The sequence below is a fragment of the Paraburkholderia sp. WS6 genome (genome assembly GCF_030464835.1).
Classification (GTDB): domain Bacteria; phylum Pseudomonadota; class Gammaproteobacteria; order Burkholderiales; family Burkholderiaceae; genus Paraburkholderia; species Paraburkholderia madseniana.
The window spans coordinates 138,591-156,318 of the sequence record NZ_JALQCK010000001.1 but is presented as its reverse complement, the minus strand read 5'-3'; the positions used below and the strand labels follow the sequence as shown (position 1 = coordinate 156,318).

Sequence of the window (17,728 nt, the reverse complement as noted above, 5' to 3'; positions counted from 1 at the left end):
TTGAACACGAGACATGAGGGGCAAGGTGGGAACGTCATTAGATGAAGAGCAGGGCGCGGGCGTGAATGCTTCGTTGAGTGACGCGGCTCATGACACGTCGAAAGCGCCGCGCGTTGCCAAGCCCTTTCAAGGGGCCGCTGCTGTTATGCAGGCGCTCGAAGCCGACCTGCGCCGCAACGTGCGCGGTGAAGTGCGCTTCGATCAGGGCTCGAAAGCGCTCTATGCGGCGGATGCGTCGAACTATCGGCAAGTCCCGCTCGCCGTGGTGGTGCCATCGGACGTCGACGATCTGCTCGAAACGCTCGCTGCGTGCCGCCGCAATGACGTGCCCTTTCTTCCGCGCGGCGGTGGCACCTCGCAGAACGGCCAATGCGTGAACGTCGCGGTGGTGGCCGACGCGAGCAAGTATGTAAACCGCGTCGTGTCGGTCGACCCTGTCGCGGGCGTAGCGATCGTCGAACCAGGCGTGATCTGCGACACGTTGCGCGACGCCGCCGAAGCACACGGCCTCACGTTCGCACCCGATCCCGCGACGCACAGTCGCTGCACGCTCGGCGGCATGATCGCCAACAACTCTTGCGGCGCGCATTCGGTAATGGCCGGCAAGACGGTGGAGAACGTCGAGGCGTTGGAAATCGCAACCTTCGATGGCGCCCGTTTCTGGGTCGGCCCTACTCCGGACGACGAACTCGAACGCATCATCGCCGCAGGTGGCCGCCAGGGCGAAATCTACGCCGCGCTCAAGCAACTACGCGACACCTACGCCGATCAGATTCGCGCGAAATTCCCGCAGATCAAGCGGCGCGTGTCGGGCTTCAACCTCGATCAACTGCTGCCGGAAAACGGCTTCAATGTCGCACGTGCGTTGGTCGGCACCGAGGGCACCTGTGCGGTGACCTTGCAGGCGAAAGTTCGGCTCGTAAAGAGCCCGGCGAAACGCGTGATCGTCGTGGTCGGTTTCACCGATATCTACACCGCCGCGGACGCCGTGCCGCATTTCATGCGCTGCGGGCCGATCGCGATCGAAGGGCTCGACCGTGCGATCATTCGCGGCTTGCAGGCGCGCGGGTTGAAGAAGGACGAGATCGCGCTCTTGCCGGAAGGCGATGCCTGGGTCGTGCTCGAATTCGGTGCTGATACGCAAGACGACGCCGTGCATCAGGCGCAAACCGCTGAGGCATATTTCTCGTCGGGCGCAGCAGGACCGAACGTGTCCGCGATGCTTGTCGAAGATCGTGCTCTGCAGGCGAAGGTGTGGTCGATCCGCGAGACGGGCGCGTCGGCGGTGGCCTTGTCGGTGGATGCGGGCACGCCCGATCCAGTAGTCGGCTGGGAAGATGCGGCGGTCGATCCAATGCGTCTCGGCGATTATCTGCGTGCGTTTCAGGCGCTGGTGGATCGCTATGGCTACGAGACGAGTCTATACGGTCATTTCGGCGACGGCTGCGTCCACGCGCGCATTACCTTCGATCTGCGCAGCGTGGAAGGCGTCGCGACGTGGCGCAAGTTTCTGCGCGAGGCCGCGGAACTGGTGGTCGAATTCGGTGGCTCGCTCTCGGGCGAACATGGCGACGGCCAGGCCAAGGCCGAATTCCTGCCGATTATGTACGGCCCCGAACTGATGCAGGCGATGGAGCAGTTCAAGGCGATCTGGGACCCGGCCAATCGATTGAATCCCGGCAAGGTCGTCCATGCGTATCGCGCCGACGAAAACCTGCGCATGGGTCCGGCCTACAAGCCCGTGACACTGCAAACGAAGCTCACATTCGCGAGCCAGGAAGGCGACGGTTTTCAGCGCGAGATCGAACGATGCATCGGCATGGGCAAATGCCGCTCGCTCGAAGGCGGCACGATGTGCCCGAGCTTTCGTGCGACACGTGAAGAGAAATTCTCGACACGTGGCCGCGCGCATCTGTTCTGGGAAATGCTGCAAGGCGACGTGATCACCGATGGCTGGCAAAGCCGTGAAGTGAAAGAGGCGCTTGATACCTGCCTCGCGTGCAAGGGCTGCAAATCCGACTGCCCGACGCATACGGATATGGCGTCGTACAAAGCGGAGTTTCTTTCGCATTACTACGAGACGAATCGCCGACCGCGTCAGGCGTTGTTTATGGGGCGCATTGGCGAATGGGCGCCGTGGGCGGCGCGCTTTCCGCGTTTCACGAATTTTATGACGTCGGCGCCTGGGTTGGCTGCGGTTGGGAAGTGGGTCGCCGGTGTCGCGCAAGCACGTGAGTTGCCGAAGTTTGCGACGCGGACGTATCGACAGATTGCCCGGCGTTCGCCTCAGACGGAGCTTGATGCTCGTTCTCGTAGTGACGTGAAGAAAGTCATCCTGTGGGTCGATACGTTCAACGATCACTTCACGCCAGAGATCGCGCAGGCCGCGGCCGATGTGCTGACGCAAATGGGTTGGCACGTCGTGCTACCGAAGAACCGTTTGTGCTGCGGGCGTCCGCTGTATGACTTCGGTTTACTCGACCGTGCGCGCGAGTTGCTGACCACCATTCTCGATGATCTCGGGGAGGACATCGCCGCGGGGGTGCCGTTGGTCGGGCTCGAACCCGGTTGCTTATCGGTGTTCAAGGATGAACTGCTGAAGCAGTTCCCCGATCACGCTTTAGCGACGCAACTGTCGGCGCAGACGTTTCTATTTTCCGATTTCGTCGCGCGTCAGCCGTTCGATTGGCCGACGCTTGCAGCGGACGTGATCGTGCACGGGCATTGTCATCAGAAGGCGCTGTTCGGTATGCAAGGCGATACCGCGCTGCTGAACAAGCTTGGCGTGAAGTGGAAATTGCTCGATACGGGATGCTGTGGCATGGCGGGATCGTTCGGCTTTAACGACGAGCATCACGCGCTTTCGGAGAAGATCGGCGAAGACACGCTGTTTCCAGCGGTGCGTGCTGCTGCGGCGGCAAACGCGGAAACGATCGTACTAACCAACGGCTTCAGTTGCCGGGAGCAGATCGAACAGGAGACCGGGCAACACGCGATGCATATCGCGCAACTAGCGCAGCGGGCGTTGGCGGCACGCCGTTAAGGGGCCGTAGCGCCGTCGCTATTTTTTCGCCGGCTCTGAGGTAGCCGACGTCTGCGGGATGTCGGCGCTGGTTGCCATCCACAACACCTCGGCGTCTTCGTCGCTAGTGGACACGGCTGCGTGGCCGGTACGGCTGTCGAAGTAAAGACTGTCGCCTGCATTCAGATGCGTCGGTGCGTACAACTCGGAATAGAGACACACGCTGCCGCTGATCACGTACAGGAATTCTTCGCCCTCGTGACGGCCCCAGTCATCGAAGGCATCCAGCGTGTGCGCCGAAATGCGGATGCGAAACGGCAACATCGCTTTGTGCGCCAGATCCGTGGCGAGCAACTCCATCTGATAGCCGCGGTAGGCGTGACGCTGGCCTTCGTTTTTGCGGGTCAACGCGCGGCGGCCGCTGGCGCTGACTTTGGGCGTCGAGCCGAAGAGCTCGCCGATTTCAATCTTCAGACCGAGCACGATTTTCTGCAGGACGTCGAAAGTCGGGGACATCAGACCGTTTTCGACTTTGGAGAGGGTCGAGCGGGAGACGCCGCAGAGGCGGCTCGCGGTTTCGAGCGTCAAGTCCTGCGCCTGGCGGGCGGCGCGGACGCGGCGGCCGAGGTCGGTTGTCGATGGGTCGGCGGGTTTGGTGAGGTGGGTGTCCATGGGGCTGGCTTAAATGCTCGCCTTGCGCGGCGTTCGATGTTTCCGATAATAACATTTGGGAAGGGAGGGTCTGGGTAGCGTCCGGCTCGTGCGACCACCGAGCAACTTTTCCCATCGGAAACGCTGCGTGTCGAGATTGATGCGGTGACACGCGATTCCATTACCTAGAATCAGGTTACGCGCAGAACGCTTTCGAGCAACTCGATTGCAGTAGCGTTCGCTGTCGAGCCTGCGCGTCTGAATCCCAACTCGTACTATTCGTAAGGGGAATCGTCATGGCGACTTATGTGGTTCTTGCACAGTTTACTGATCAGGGTATTCGCGCCGTCAAAAACAGCGCACAGCGGGCTGGTCAAGCGGCAGAGATGGCCAAGAGTTTTGGCTGTGAAATGAAAGAGATCTACTGGACGATGGGCCAATATGACATTGTCACGATCGTGGAAGCACCGGATGAGCAAAGCTTCATGTCATTCGGCCTGGCGCTCGGCGCCGCAGGCAATGTCCGCACGCAAACGCTCCGTGCATTAAAGAAAGACGAATTCAGCGCTCTTCTCGGCAAACTCCCATAAAACAGGCCGACACCCGCCTTGCTAACCGCTTCCCTCCGCGATTCTTTTGCTACGCCGGCAAGCGTTACGATGCGCCGCAGCGAGGCGCGCGCATCGCAACGAACCGATCAGCGGTTCACGAGCTTGGCGGAATAGGTCAACGCAAGCGCGCAGCCGACGATCATGCATGCGGCGAAGCCGAACAGACCTGCGCTTTGCGAATGGAACGTATCGCGCAGCCAACCGATGAAATACGTGCTGCCGAAGCCACCGAGGTTCGCGATCGAACAGGCGAAGGCGATACCCGCCGCCGCGGCGGGGCCCTTCAGGAAGGTCGAAGGTAGCGACCACACCACGGGCATCGCAGCGGCCGCGCCCGCGTTGATCAGCGAGAACAGAATGACCGTCGCGACCGTGCCGTGGTGGCCGGAACCGGCGATAACCAGCGCAACCGTCGCCACGAGGAACGGGACCACGATATGCCAGCGGCGTTCGCGCATCCGGTCGGAGCTGGCGCCGCAGTAAAGCGTGCTCAGCACGGCTAACGCATTCGGAATCGCCATCAGCCAACCGATGTGATACGGATCTGCTACACCGGTGTCGCGCAGGATCGACGGCAGCCAGAAGCTCGTCGCGTACAGCCCAAGCAGCACGCACAGATCGATGAGGCCGAGCGCCCACACCTTGAAGTCGACGAAGGCGCCGCTTAGCGAATGACTCTTGTTGCCGGACGGCTCCGCGTCGAGATTCGCGCGCAGCGTTTTCTTCTCCGCGGCGCTGAGCCAGCGGGCGGATTCGATGTTATTCGGCAGCCACGCGAGGATCGCAATGCCGAGTGCGATCGACGGCAGCGCTTCGAGCAGGAACAGCCATTGCCAGCCGCCCAGGCCGTGCGCGCCGTTGAAGAACGCCATGATCCAGCCGGAAATGGGGCTGCCGATCATGCTCGACAGCGGCAAGCCGACCATGAACAGCGCCACGATGCGAGCACGGCGTGCATCGGGATACCACTGCGTCAGATAGAGCAGCACGCCCGGCAGAAATCCGGCTTCGGCGACGCCGAGCAGGAAGCGCACGATATAGAACTGCATCGGCGTGGTGACGAACAGCGTCGCGCCCGACAGCAGACCCCACGTGATCATGATGCGGGCGATCCACAAGCGCGCACCGACCCGTTGCAGAATCAGATTGCTCGGTACCTCGAAGAGGATATAGCCGGCGAAGAACAGGCCTGCGCCGAGGCCGTAGACGGTATCGCTGAACTTGAGCGCGTCGAGCATCTGCAGCTTCGCGAGACCGATGTTGATTCGGTCGAGATACGCCGCGAAATAACACAGACAGAAGAACGTGATGAGACGGATCGTAACCTTGCGATAGAGCTCGCTATTGTCGGTGCTGCTCGTGTCGAGCACGGCACTGCCCTGATAAACATTCGCCATGACTGCCACTCCCGGAAGGTGGTGCGAAAAAAGGTGGATGTCGTGCGACAGAGATCACTCGCACTTCGCTTGCAGATGTCTGTGTATCACGCTAAAAACGTAGCGTATACGCTTCAAAATACGGTGTGGAAAAATACCGGCCAAAGCCCATAAAATTTCCTCATCGATTCGCTCAATTTCTCGTAGAAATACCTGTAATTCGTGCTTTCATGCGAGCGTGTACGTACCTCTTGCACAGCGGAAGTGCATGAAAAATGTAAAGCGTGTTAGCTACAAATAAGCCGCTCGATGAGAGAGATTGATCAAGCCCGTATTGAGGGTCCGGTTAGAGGGTGTACACTCTTTCTCTTTCGTCTTCAGGCCGCCCGGCCTTGTACCCCTATGGCGCCGCGCAAGGATTCCTACGACTTTCACGATCAGATCGGCCACTTGTTGCGTCGTGCGTATCAACGGCATGTCGCGATTTTTCAGGAAGCGATTCCCGATTCCGATCTGACCGCCGCGCAGTTCGTCGCACTGTGTGCGGTCAAAGAGCAGCAACCGTGCTCGCTAAATGACATCGTCAAAGCAACTGCAATCGATCAGGCGACGATCCGCGGCGTCGTCGAGCGCCTGAAGGCGCGCGCGCTGATCGAGGTGGGCGCCGACCCGAACGACGGACGCAAGCTCGTCGTGCGCCCCACCGCGGCGGGCCTCGCACTGATTGAGCGCACCGTGCCGTTCGCCCAGGAGGTCACGGAGCGCACTTACGGCGCGCTGAATGCGGGCGAGCGCGTCGCCATGCTGTTTCTGCTGCGCAAAATGATGGAGTCGGACGCGGACGCCGAGTAGGCGAGTCACGCCGCGATCGTCTTGCGTGGCTCCTAAGTATTCGCCGCATGCGCCGGTTCAGCCGCCAGCAGCTTGCCGGCGGCGCGCAAACCCTCGCGCACGGTCTCTTGCGTGAACGGCGGCGCGAGCAGGCGCACGCCAGTCGCGTCGTAGATCGCATTCGCGAGCGCGGCGGGTCCAGGCACGGAGGCCGATTCGCCGGCGCCCAGCGGCGGTTCGCCTTGACGCGGCATCAGCACGATATCGACGGCCGGCAACTCCGGAAAAGTCAGGATCGGGTAGCTGCCCCATTCGCGGCTCGCCACCTTGCCGTCGACGAATCGCACGCGCTCCTTGAGCGAGCGGCTCAGGACCTGGATCACGTTGCCGTGAATCTGATGGCGCACACCGTCGGGGTTGATCATCGTGCCGGTGTCCTGGCTGACCGTGATGCGCTCGACCCGCACCTGCCCGGTCACGCGATCCACCACGAGTTCCACCGCCCACACCGACCATGCCGCGCCAAAGCCCGGAAAGCGGCTGTGCACGTAGCGTGCGTAAGCGATGCCATGTCCGCGCGCATAGCGCTCGTCAGCCGCTTCACTGCCGCGCTTGCGATGCTTCCATCCGGCGCGCGCGGCAACCGCTTCAAGCAGTTCGGCAGCGCGTGTGTCGTTCAGATGGCGCAACCGAAATTCCAGTGGGTCGCAGCCGGTTAGCGCGGCCATTTCATCGGCGAACGAATCGTGCGCGAACGAGTTGGGCAGCGCTGACACACCGCGAAACCATGACGAACGCACGAGAGGGGCGAGATCGTCGCATGCGAAACGGCGGTGCGGGCTTTCGTACGGCGAGACGGCGGTGCGGTCGCCCATTTCGAAGACGCGCGCTTGTGGGGCGACGGCGCCTGTCAGCAGCGACGCGAGCAGCGGCGCATCGTTCGACGGATAGCGCGTCGCGAAGTCGTAGCCGAGCAGACGGCCGTCGTCGCTCACCGTGCCGGTGACGTCCACCACCTGGCCACAGCCTTTCGGCTCCCACGTGTGTTCGTCGGCACGCGAGAGCTGCACGCGCACCGGTGCACCGACCGCGCGCGAGAGCAGCAGCGCGTCACCACAGACGTCGTCCGCACAATTGCGTCCGTAGCAACCTGCCGCCTCCATGCGGACGACGTCGATGTCGGCTTCGTCGCGTTGCAGGAGGGTCGCGAGGTCGCAGCGTAGCGAGACCGGGTTCTGCGTGCCCGACCAGACGGTGATGCGTCCCTTGCCGGGCTCCCGGTAATCGGCCACCGAACACGATGGACCGATCGAGCCATGCATCTGATAAGGCCACACGTAGGTGCGTGACAGCGTGATCGTGCCGGGCAGGCCGCGCACGGATTCGACGTCGCCTTCTTCCAGCAGAGGCCGTCGTTTTGCCGGCGCAGCGGAGATCGCAGCGCCTGGATCATCCAGGGAATCGAGCGGCGGCAGCGGCTTCCATTTGACGCGCAACTCGCGTGCGGCACGAATCGCCTGTTCTTCGCGCTCGGCCACGACGCCCACGAAATCGCCGATCACGACCACGTCTCGTACACCCGCAATATGAGCGACGGATTCGCGTTCAACCCGCTCGAGAGATGTGCCGACAAAAGCGCCGCTATCGATGCCGCTATAAGGCGGACGTACCACCCGTCCATGCAGCATGCCGGGCACGCGCATGTCATGCACAAAGGTCAACGCGCCGGTCGCCTTCGCCGGCAGATCGACGCGCGGCGATGAACGCCCGACGAGCCGGTATGTCGACGGATCCTTGATGGGCGTGCCGATGTCGAGTTCAAGCGTCATGCTGCGGCCAGCGACCAGTTCGGCAAACGTCACGCGTGCGCCGTCCGGGTTGGCCGCGCAGAAAATCTGGGCGTCGTCGGTAGCAAGCTGCTCGATGGGGACGCCGAGGCGCTGCGCCGCGAGTTCGAAGAGCGCGCCGCGCGCCTGCGCCGCCGCACAACGCAGCGGCACCGCCGAAATCTGGATCGTCGCGCTGGCGATCGTGGGACCCTGATTCGGCGTGGCGGCGGTGTCGCCGAGCAGTACCGTGACGCGCTTCGCCGGCACGTCGAGTTCTTCCGCGACGATCTGGCCGAGCGATGTGCGTATGCCCGTGCCGAGATCGACGTGACCGTTGAACGCGAGGATCCGCCCGTCATCGAGTATCGCGACGAAGACCTCGGGTACGTCCGGCACGTAGGTCGAGAGGCTGCCAGGCTGTCCGGCGGCGGGCCTGACCGGCGCGGCCGGCCGGCGGATCACGGCAAGGCGGCCGACACTTGCCAGAAGTTCGGAGCGGTTCACGGGCAGGGTCCCAAGGTGTGTACCACGCTCATGCGTCAACGCACGCGCTGCTCGATCGCGACCAGCGCGTCCGCGAGCGGCATCACCGCGGCATACTTCTGCTGCATGTCGAACAGGTTCGCGTCGTGCGGGCCGATGGCTCGATCGCCGACGCAGTCGGACAACACCAGCGGCCGGAACCCATACGACATCGCATCGACAACGCTGGCCCGCACGCAACCACTCGTCACCGCGCCGGCCACGAGCAGCGTCTGCACGGCGCGCTGCGTGAGCCACGGCGCGAGTTGCGTGCCGAAGAACGCGGACGGCACGGTCTTGCGCACCACCAGTTCGCCTTTCGCGGGTGTCAGCTCCGGCACGATCGCGCTATTGGGATGGTCTTCGGTGAGCGTCGCCATGCCCGGCACCTTCAGCGAGAACACGTTGTCGTCGCTGCCGTCCTCCGCGTAGACGATGCGGCTGTGCGCGACCGGCCAACCCGCGGCGCGGGCGTGTGCAAGCGCCTTCACGGTACGTGCAATCGCCGGCGCGATATTGCCGCCGCCGAATGTAAAGGGATCAGCAAAGCCGACCACGAAGTCGACAATCAACAGGCCAATATTGCCGTGCACGGGCAGCGGTGTGCCGAACCCTTGCTGCTGATACACATGGGCTTCGGCGTGCGTTTGGGGAGCATTCATCGCATCAGATCTCAGAGTGTCGATTCGATTACGCGGCCGTCGCGCACGACGACATCGTCGTCGAGCAGCACGGTGCAGTGGCGCAGCGGGATATCGATGTGGCAGGTTGTCGTGCGGCTGCCGCCGCCTTCGTTGTTCGGGCCGAGCGAGAAGAGGAAATTACCCTCGAACGCGCGCGCATCCATACCGATGGTCGCTTCACGATCGTAGAGACCGAGCGTCGACCAGCGCGCACGCGGCTGCAGCCCCCAGCCGATATGCGAGATCGCATAGCCTTCAGGATCATTGAAGGTTTCCATGTAGTCGCGCAGTAACGCGGCATCGACACCCCCTTCGATCTTTGTCGCATAGCCGCGTTCAACAGTCAGCACGATCGGCTCGCTCACATAGCGCTTCTGCGGCAGCAGGATGTCGCCGCGATCGATCACGATCGTGCCGTGCGCGGTGCGATCGTTGGGATAGGTCAGAGCGAAGCCGCTCGGCCAGTGATCCCAGCGGCCGGGTTCGTCGACGAAACCGTATTCGGCGGTGGGTCCGAACTCGCCAAGCGGGCACACGAGCGACGTGCCTGCCGGGGACGTCACGCGCATTTCCCGTGCGGCGGAAATGCGCTTCGCGGCGCCCAGCACCCGCGTGCGGTCGGCCTGGGTCGGCACCATGCGCGCGAGCACCTCGGGAGGTTCGACGGCCAGCAGGATTTTTGTGCCGGACTTCAGGATGTCGTGCTGCTCGGGGGAGAACAGCAGGGTCATCAGATCGAGCACGAGATCGCTGGCTTTCAGCGCGGCGATCGCGGGGCCGTTGCCGGTGAGCGGCGTGGTGCCCAGATAGGCGAGCGAATCGCGGCTGAACGCTTTCTCGCCGTTCACCGGCGGCAGATCGAGCCGATTGACGATCGCGCCCATCGATTGCGTCGCGATGAGTGCGCACGACAAGGTCTGCGGATGCGTGGCCGGGCTCGTCAGGATCGTGACGCTCTGGCCGGGCTCGAGGCGGGACAGCGTGAGGACTTCCTTCCACGCTTCGATCAATTGGTAGTCGCTGACTGGCATCGATGGTTCCTTTTTACGGTCAGTAGGCGAGCGGCGCGCCGAGGAAGTCGCTGAAGGCGGCGTAAAAGCCGGCAGCGTTGTCCCACGGAATCATGTGGCCGGCGTTGGGCACGCGTACGTGCAGCATCGCCGGTGTGGCGCGCTGCAGTTCGGCGACGTCCTCGTCGCGCACCACGTCGCCGTTCTGCGCGGTCATCAGCAGCGAGGGCACGGTAAGACGGGCGGCGTCCGCGTGGAAATCGTCGGTGTGGAAGCCTTCATAGGAGGCGAGTACCGCGCGCTCGTCGCAGGTATGCAGCCATTCGGCGCGCAACTGGCGTTCGGCTTCCGTCCAGGTCGGGCAGAACGCGCGCATGCCTTCGGCGTCGGTGCCGCTTCGCGCGAGGGCCATCGAATCGACGTACCAGGGCAGCTTGCCCGGATAGTCACGGCGGTCGGGCCCGGAAACCGGCGGATCGATCAGCGCCACCGATGCGAGTCCGCGCGGCGCATGCAGCGCCGCGCGCGCCGCGATGCGCGCGCCCATGGAATGGCCGACCAGGCTGAATTCACGCAGACCGAGCGCCGCGACGAACGCGGCCACGTCGGCGGCTTGCGCGTCGAGGCTGTAGTCGAGGGTCGGCGATGCCGACGACAGGCCGCGGCCGCGCACGTCGAGTACGTAGGTGTCGTGCGTGCGGCCCAGCACTTCGCCGACGAAGCCCCACGTGATCGCCGGACTGGTGATGCCTGGAATCAGCACGATAGCGGGGCGTTTCGCGCGTGAACCGTCGGCGCCGCCGTAGCGCAGATAGTGCTGACGGATGCCGTTGGCCGCAACGTTCGCGCCGTACAGGAAGGTAGTCATGGTGCGTCCTCTTGCGGTGGCGGTCAGTAAGCGCCCGACAGCAGGGCACCTGCGCCCGGTACGATCGGTTCGAGATCGAGCTCGCGCAGCATCGCGTAGGTGGTGGCGATCGCGGCCGTAATTACCGGCTTGCCTGTCATGGCCTCGACCTTGGCGACCGCCGGCAGCGACGGCATCTGTACGCAGGCGGACAGCACGATTGCATCGGCCCGCTCGAAAGGCATGCTTTTGACGATGTCGGGCAAGCGTGCGGGATCGTGACGGCCCACGTCCAGGTTGTCGGGGATTTCGAGCGCGCGATAGTCGATGACTTCATAACCTTCGTGGCGAATGTAGTCGACCACGAGCTCGGTCAAGGGCTTCATGTACGGCGCCACGACGATGACGCGTTTGGCACCGATCACACGCAGTGCATCGACGAGCGCACCGGCGCTCGTCAGGACGGGCGCCTGCCCGCCGTTTTCTGTCGTGCGCTTCGTCAGGCGCGCCTGCGACACGCGGTGATAACCGTGACCCATGGCCATGATCGCGACGAGGCAGGCATAGCCGAGCACGTCGACACGCGCGTCGGACAACTCGAGGGCGCAGCGGTCCGACTCGGCGTCCATTGCCGCCAGCTCTTCCTTGACGACCTTCTTCATGCGCATCCGGCTCGAATGGAAGGTGAAACGCTGCGGGCGGATCGTCTCGCGCAGTCGCAGCATGGCCGGGATCTCCGTTTCCATCGTGGTGTTCGAGCTCGGCACGATCTGGCCGATCCGGTATGTCCTGGTCATTGTGATGCTCTCCGGTCAATGTGAGTGATGCCCGGCGCCTTGCGACGGCGAAGGGCGTCGTACGTTGAAGCAAAGTCTAGTGTGTACGTTATAAAAATTCAACAGAATAAAAATGTTCCTGGCGAGAGACAGGAGGAATGAAAGCGAGATTGCACGTATATAGGCGATAAATTCGGCGTTCGAGTGCACGAAAAATTTTTGTTGTCGAAAGAATTTATAATGTGTACGCTACATTTTATCGAACTCAACCGGACCGTCGAAGCATGTCGCTGGGCGGGCGCACGAACAGGAGAACATCATGAAAAAAACCCGTATCGCCGTTATCGGCGCAGGCCTCGGTGGCACGGCGGCTGCCGCGTTGTTGCAACGCAGCGGTTATGACGTCAGGCTCTACGAGCAGGCTCAGGCGTTTTCACGTCTGGGTGCGGGTATTCACCTGGGGCCGAATGTGATGAAGATCATGCGTCGTATCGGCTGCGAAGACGCTCTGAACCTGATGGGCTCGCATCCCGACTTCTGGTACAGCCGTGACTGGAAAACAGCAGAAGCGATCTCGCAGATTCCGCTCGGCGATCACGCGCTCAAGGCCTATGGCGCGAGCTATCTGACGGTCCATCGTGGCGACTTTCACGCGCTGATGACCGAGGCGGTTGCGCCCGGCACGATCGTCTTCGGCAAATGCCTGAAGGCTGTCGAGGACACCGGTAGCGACGTGCGCATGACCTTCGCGGACGGTTCGGTCGAGACAGCCGACATCGTGATTGGTGCGGACGGCGTCAACTCGAAGATTCGCGATCATCTGCTGGGCTCGGAGCCGCCGCGTTATACGGGCTATGTTGCGCATCGCGCGGTCTTCCCCGCGTCGCTGCTCGGCCACAAGCCGTATGACATGTGCGTGAAGTGGTGGTCGGAAGACCGTCACATGATGGTCTACTACGTGACCGAGGCGCGCGACGAGTATTACTACGTCACGGGCGTGCCGCAGGCCGAGTGGCCCGCGGGGGTGTCGATGATGGAAAGCAGCCGTGAAGAAATGCGCGAGGCGTTCGCAGGTTTTCATCCGGACGTGCAGAATCTGATCGACGTGTCGCCGTCCATTACGAAATGGCCGTTGCTCGAACGCGATCCGCTGCCGTTGTGGAGCCGTGGCCGTCTGGTGCTGCTCGGCGACGCATGTCATCCGATGAAGCCGCACATGGCGCAGGGCGCGGCGATGGCGATCGAAGACGCGGCCATGTTGACGCGCTGCCTCGACGAAGTGGGCGCAACCGACTACGCGGGTGCCTTCGCGCTATACGAAGCAAACCGTGCGACGCGCGCCTCCAAGGTGCAACTGGTCTCGCACAACAACACGTGGCTGCGTACGAATGAAGACCCGTCGTGGGTCTTTGGCTACGACGTGTTCAACGTACCGCTTGTGTCGCCGGCCGCCGAGGTTGCTTCGGCCTGAGTGTGAGTGGCAAGCATGCAATCCGGAAGCGCGCGGCGCCGGCGCCATAGCACGCCGCGTGCTTTCGCTGTAACGTCGTCCCCTTTCATTTGTGAACAGGCTCAGATATGGCGCATTCGAGTCCGCCCGCCGGTCCGCTGACACTCACCGTCAACGGCGTTCGTCGCACCGTTCAGGGCGCCACGCCGGATACGCCACTGCTGTATATCCTGCGCAACGACTTCGAACTGAATGGGCCGAAGTACGGTTGCGGCCTCGGGCAGTGTGGCGCGTGCACGGTAATCGTCGACGAGCAGCCGACGCGTTCGTGCGTCGTGCCGGCGAGCATTGCGATCGGGCGCGAAGTCACGACACTCGAAGGACTGGGGACGACCGATGCGCTGCACCCAGTGCAGCGCGCGTTCATCGACGAACAGGCGGCGCAGTGCGGTTACTGCCTGAACGGCATGATCATGAGCGCGAAGGCGTTGCTCGACCGTAACCCGGAGCCTGACGACGACGCGATCCGCGACGCGCTGCGCTTCAATCTGTGCCGATGCGGCACGCACTTCGAGATCGTCAACGCGGTGCGTCGCGCTGCGCAATATCTGCGGCATGAAGGTGCGCATGAATCAGAACGGTGACGACCTCGTAGCGGTGCGTGAGGATGAACGTGGGCTTGAGTCTGTGCGTGCGCAGTCTGTCGAGAACGAAAAGTCCGGCGCGGCGCTGTACCGGTCGGAACGGTATCAATGGCCCGTACAAGCGCAAACGGTCGACGCGGCCGCCATGGCCTATGCGGACCTGATGGTCGAGACCGGCCACGAGCGCGACGGCACGATGACAACGTGGCAATACCGTGCGCGGCTGGAACACAAAGAGGCTTCAGCGTGCGATGACGACGTCGAGTCTGGTGTGCCTTTGCTGGTATACCGGCACGCTCAGGCGTCCGTGGCGGTCGAAGCTTCTGCGGCCCGGACAATTCCTGTTCAGGCGCATGCATTTGCCCGCGAATCGTTCATCGACGAACTCGCCCATGCGTTGCAACGCGATCCCGTCGCGTTGCGCCTGCAGCACCTCGACGCGCAGCGTGACGGCGGCGCGCGCGAAACGATCCGCATGGTGACCGAGCGTGCCGCGTGGGGCGGGGCGCTTGCGGCTCAGGTTGAGCCGACGTCACCCTGGGTGCGCGGACGCGGCTTCGCGTTCGACGGCGAAGCGCTTGAACACAGCGCGCCGCTATCGTCGGATGAGAAAAGCAGTCTGCCTGTGCGCGTCACGGCGGGAACGCCGAATCCGAGTGCCGATAGCTGGACGGCGTGGGTCGTGGATGTCGACGTGAATCGTGAAACTGGCGATGTCGCGATCAGACGCGTGGTTGCGGGCCGTGGTTCGGGCGAACCGGGTGCCGCGCGCGTCTCGGGCTTGCCGTCATGGCAGGTGACCGATGCGATCGAGCGCTCCACCGGCGTGCGCTTTCTTGCCCGGTCAGCCCACGATGAAACCGGCTCTGCGAATGGTGATGCCGCGGTGTCGCATGAACTGAGCGTAACGGGGAGAGCGCTGAACGAGTCGACTGCCGGGACGGCGCGTACCTTGACGAGCGCGGAGGCCGACACGATAGAGCGTGCTGCCGCGCCCGCCGCGGCCGCGATTGCGAATGCCTTGTTCGACGCAACCGGCGTGCGTTTCCGTGCGCCCCCGTTCGACGCGGAGCGCATCCGCCGCGCGTTGGCCGACGCACCTTCCGCTACGTTGGCTGCGGCACCTGCGCAAACGCGTCGTCCGTCGCGTTGGCGGCGCTGGTTGGCCGGGGGCGGCGTCGGTGGCGTGATGGGTGGTTTGATCGGCCTCGCGTGCTCGGTCCTGCCGGGGCCGGCGCCGATCGCCCCGATTGCCTCAGTCGACACTTCGCTGTGGTCGCCGGCCACGCTCGAACGCGGTCGTCAGATCGCCGCCGCGGGAGATTGCGCGGTCTGCCACACCGCGCCGGGCGGCAAGACCAATGCCGGCGGTTTCGCGCTCGACACGCCGTTCGGCACCGTCTACTCGACCAATCTCACGCCCGATGCGCAGACCGGCATCGGCACCTGGTCGTACGAAGCGTTTGCGCGGGCGATGCGCGAAGGTGTTTCGCGCGACGGCTCGCATCTTTACCCGGCGTTTCCGTACACCGCGTTCGCCAGGATGAGCGAGTCCGACATGATGGCGCTCTACGCGTATCTGATGTCGCAAGCGCCGGTCAAAAACGCGCCACCGAAAACGAACTTGCCATTCCCGCTCAATCAAAGACGGCTGGTGGCCGGCTGGAATTGGCTGTTTCATGACACGCGTGCGTTCGTCCCTGACGAGACGCGCTCGGCGCAGTGGAATCGCGGCAAGTATCTGGTCGACGGCGCGGGGCATTGCGGCGCGTGTCATACACCGCGCAATGCGATCGGCGCGGAGAAGGGCGGTTTTGCGTATCTGTCGGGCGGGAGTGCGGAAGGCTGGGACGCGCCGTCGCTGGTGGCTTCGCGTGCGTCGCCGGTGCCGTGGTCCGAGGCTGCGCTATTCGACTATTTGCGCACGGGCTTTTCTGCAGAACACGGTGTGGCGGCGGGACCGATGGCACCTGTCGTCGCCGGGCTCGCTACGCTGCCGGAATCCGACGTGCGCGCAATGGCTCACTACGTCGCGTCGTTGTCGCCACCCGTTGACGCGGAGGTGTCCGCCCGTGCCGCGGCCGCGCATGCGATTGCTACGGACGCGGGTTCGACGACGACACTTGGCTTCGAAAACGGCCGTCGCATTTTCGAAGCATCGTGCGCGGTGTGTCATGCGGAATCGGGCGGCGTTGGCCATTTCGGCGTGCGCCCGTTGATGGGGCTGAACACGAGCGTTGCCCAGGCTTCACCGGACAATCTTCTGCATGTGCTGCAACACGGAATCGATCAGCCCGCAACGGAATCGCTGGGCTACATGCCCGGATTCGGAGATGTATTCGACGACAAGCAGATGGCCGAACTCGCGTCGTATATCCGCGCGCGCTACGCGCCAGGGCAGCCGGCCTGGCGTGATCTCGAATCGGCGTCGGCAAGATTGCGCGCGGGACACTAGCGCCGTCCGGGCAAATCCGGTCAACCGGCCTGATGAAACATATCGTAAATGGCGTCGACCAGCCAGGCGATTCCCGGATCCGCCGAGAACTGGGCGTGACAATGGACTTGAATTTCAATGCGTGGCAACGAGAAAGGCAACGGGAGGATGCGGAAGGACTTGTTGCGGTTAAAGCGCTGCGCGATGCTCCTTGGGAAAATGACGGCAAGATCGGTGTTCTGAACGATCTCGGGCGCAACGACAAAATGAGGCAGACGCAGCACGATATCCCGGCGCAGATTCAATTCCTCCAGCCATTGCTCAACCATCCGGTGTCCGGTTGCGTTTGTGCTCGCATAGACGTAGCGCAAACCCGCGAGGTCTTCTTTGGTTGGTTTCAGTTTGCGCAAAGGGTGACCCGCCCGCACGACGCAAACGTGTTCGTCGAAGAATAGCGTCCTGCTCACACAACCTGAATCCAGACCCGGAACGTAACCGAGCGCGAGATCGATTTCACCGCTGCGCATCGCGGCACTCACTGAATCGACGGAGACATTGGCGATCTCGATCCGGATGCCGCGTGCAGTACGGTCGAGCATCGAGAGCAGCGGCGGCAGGAAAAAGTACTCCGACATATCCGACATTGACACGCGGAATACGCGCGTCGTCGTAGCGGGGTCGAATTTCGCGAGCTGCTGCACTGCCCCGTTGATGATCTCGAACGCCTGCGTGAGCGGTGCGTGCAAACGCAGTGCCGCATCCGTGGGCACCATGCCGCTGGGTGTGCGCACGAAGAGCGGATCGTCGAATAACCCACGCAGCCGGCGGAGCGCGTGACTCACCGCAGGTTGCGTGAGTCCGAGGCGTTCGCCCGCGGCAGTCAGGCTGCGTAGATCCGAGATGGCCAGAAACACGCGCAGCAGATTCAAATCCGTAATGCCAGAGTGCGACTTTGTCATGACGTTCGGATCGCGGCAGTGAAGGAGTCTGACGATCGCGTTGCGTCAGGCTCTGGCTGTTAAGACGGACGCGCAACTTTCGG

Annotated in this window: 14 protein-coding genes; 6 read left to right on the top strand and 8 right to left on the bottom strand. The window is 63.1% G+C overall.

All coding sequences use genetic code 11. The features are described 5' to 3' along the window. The first annotated feature begins 25 nt into the window (after nucleotides 1-25). A complete protein-coding gene (locus M0D64_RS00655) occupies nucleotides 26-3,043 on the top strand; it encodes an FAD-binding and (Fe-S)-binding domain-containing protein (protein WP_266256284.1) in 3,018 nt (1,005 codons plus the stop codon). An 18-nt stretch (nucleotides 3,044-3,061) separates the two neighbouring features. On the opposite strand, the gene M0D64_RS00650 is transcribed toward M0D64_RS00655, so the two are convergent. Beyond that, nucleotides 3,062-3,694, bottom strand: coding sequence for a helix-turn-helix domain-containing protein (locus M0D64_RS00650; protein ID WP_093635019.1), 633 nt, complete (start codon nucleotides 3,692-3,694; stop codon nucleotides 3,062-3,064). A gap of 275 nt (nucleotides 3,695-3,969) precedes the next feature. On the opposite strand from M0D64_RS00650, the gene M0D64_RS00645 reads away from it, so the two are divergent. Continuing rightward, on the top strand, nucleotides 3,970-4,263 hold the full coding sequence (locus tag M0D64_RS00645) for a GYD domain-containing protein (protein WP_154557888.1): 294 nt from the start codon (nucleotides 3,970-3,972) through the stop codon (nucleotides 4,261-4,263). 107 nt (nucleotides 4,264-4,370) lie between these two features. Here M0D64_RS00645 and M0D64_RS00640 read toward each other — a convergent pair whose 3' ends face one another. After that, entirely contained in the window at nucleotides 4,371-5,681 is a 1,311-nt protein-coding gene (locus M0D64_RS00640; protein ID WP_266256283.1) for an MFS transporter, read from the bottom strand. A gap of 381 nt (nucleotides 5,682-6,062) precedes the next feature. Between M0D64_RS00640 and M0D64_RS00635 the strand changes: the two genes are divergently transcribed. Next, nucleotides 6,063-6,512 (top strand): MarR family winged helix-turn-helix transcriptional regulator, encoded by a 450-nt coding sequence (locus M0D64_RS00635; RefSeq protein WP_154557886.1) that lies wholly within the window; start codon nucleotides 6,063-6,065, stop codon nucleotides 6,510-6,512. Nucleotides 6,513-6,544: 32 nt separating this feature from the next. On the opposite strand, the gene M0D64_RS00630 is transcribed toward M0D64_RS00635, so the two are convergent. The 5 genes from M0D64_RS00630 to M0D64_RS00610 are packed head-to-tail and all read right to left on the bottom strand — an operon-like array spanning nucleotide 6,545 to nucleotide 12,179. Then, nucleotides 6,545-8,824 carry a molybdopterin cofactor-binding domain-containing protein gene (locus M0D64_RS00630; RefSeq protein WP_266256282.1) on the bottom strand — a complete coding sequence of 760 codons (2,280 nt, stop codon included), beginning with the start codon at nucleotides 8,822-8,824 and terminating at the stop codon, nucleotides 6,545-6,547. Nucleotides 8,825-8,859: 35 nt separating this feature from the next. Then, a complete protein-coding gene (locus M0D64_RS00625; protein WP_266238028.1) occupies nucleotides 8,860-9,504 on the bottom strand; it encodes an isochorismatase family protein in 645 nt (214 codons plus the stop codon). 11 nt (nucleotides 9,505-9,515) lie between these two features. Beyond that, a complete protein-coding gene (locus tag M0D64_RS00620) occupies nucleotides 9,516-10,556 on the bottom strand; it encodes a 2,5-dihydroxypyridine 5,6-dioxygenase (RefSeq protein WP_266238030.1) in 1,041 nt (346 codons plus the stop codon). Nucleotides 10,557-10,575: 19 nt separating this feature from the next. Further along, nucleotides 10,576-11,403, bottom strand: coding sequence for an alpha/beta fold hydrolase (locus M0D64_RS00615; RefSeq protein ID WP_266238032.1), 828 nt, complete (start codon nucleotides 11,401-11,403; stop codon nucleotides 10,576-10,578). Between the two features lie 23 nt (nucleotides 11,404-11,426). Continuing rightward, nucleotides 11,427-12,179 (bottom strand): Asp/Glu racemase, encoded by a 753-nt coding sequence (locus M0D64_RS00610; protein ID WP_266256281.1) that lies wholly within the window; start codon nucleotides 12,177-12,179, stop codon nucleotides 11,427-11,429. Between the two features lie 298 nt (nucleotides 12,180-12,477). On the opposite strand from M0D64_RS00610, the gene M0D64_RS00605 reads away from it, so the two are divergent. The 3 genes from M0D64_RS00605 (at nucleotide 12,478) to M0D64_RS00595 (ending at nucleotide 16,707) form a co-directional block, all read left to right on the top strand. Continuing rightward, nucleotides 12,478-13,629 carry an FAD-dependent monooxygenase gene (locus M0D64_RS00605; protein ID WP_266256280.1) on the top strand — a complete coding sequence of 384 codons (1,152 nt, stop codon included), beginning with the start codon at nucleotides 12,478-12,480 and terminating at the stop codon, nucleotides 13,627-13,629. A gap of 107 nt (nucleotides 13,630-13,736) precedes the next feature. After that, the gene (locus M0D64_RS00600) at nucleotides 13,737-14,252 is read left to right on the top strand and encodes a (2Fe-2S)-binding protein (RefSeq protein WP_266256279.1); all 516 of its coding nucleotides are present in this window, start codon (nucleotides 13,737-13,739) and stop codon (nucleotides 14,250-14,252) included. After that, nucleotides 14,236-16,707, top strand: coding sequence for a c-type cytochrome (locus tag M0D64_RS00595; protein WP_266256278.1), 2,472 nt, complete (start codon nucleotides 14,236-14,238; stop codon nucleotides 16,705-16,707). The genes M0D64_RS00600 and M0D64_RS00595 overlap by 17 nt, the downstream gene beginning before the upstream one ends. Nucleotides 16,708-16,727: 20 nt before the next feature. On the opposite strand, the gene M0D64_RS00590 is transcribed toward M0D64_RS00595, so the two are convergent. Then, the gene (locus M0D64_RS00590; RefSeq protein ID WP_266238045.1) at nucleotides 16,728-17,645 is read right to left on the bottom strand and encodes a LysR family transcriptional regulator; all 918 of its coding nucleotides are present in this window, start codon (nucleotides 17,643-17,645) and stop codon (nucleotides 16,728-16,730) included. Nucleotides 17,646-17,728 lie beyond the last annotated feature (83 nt).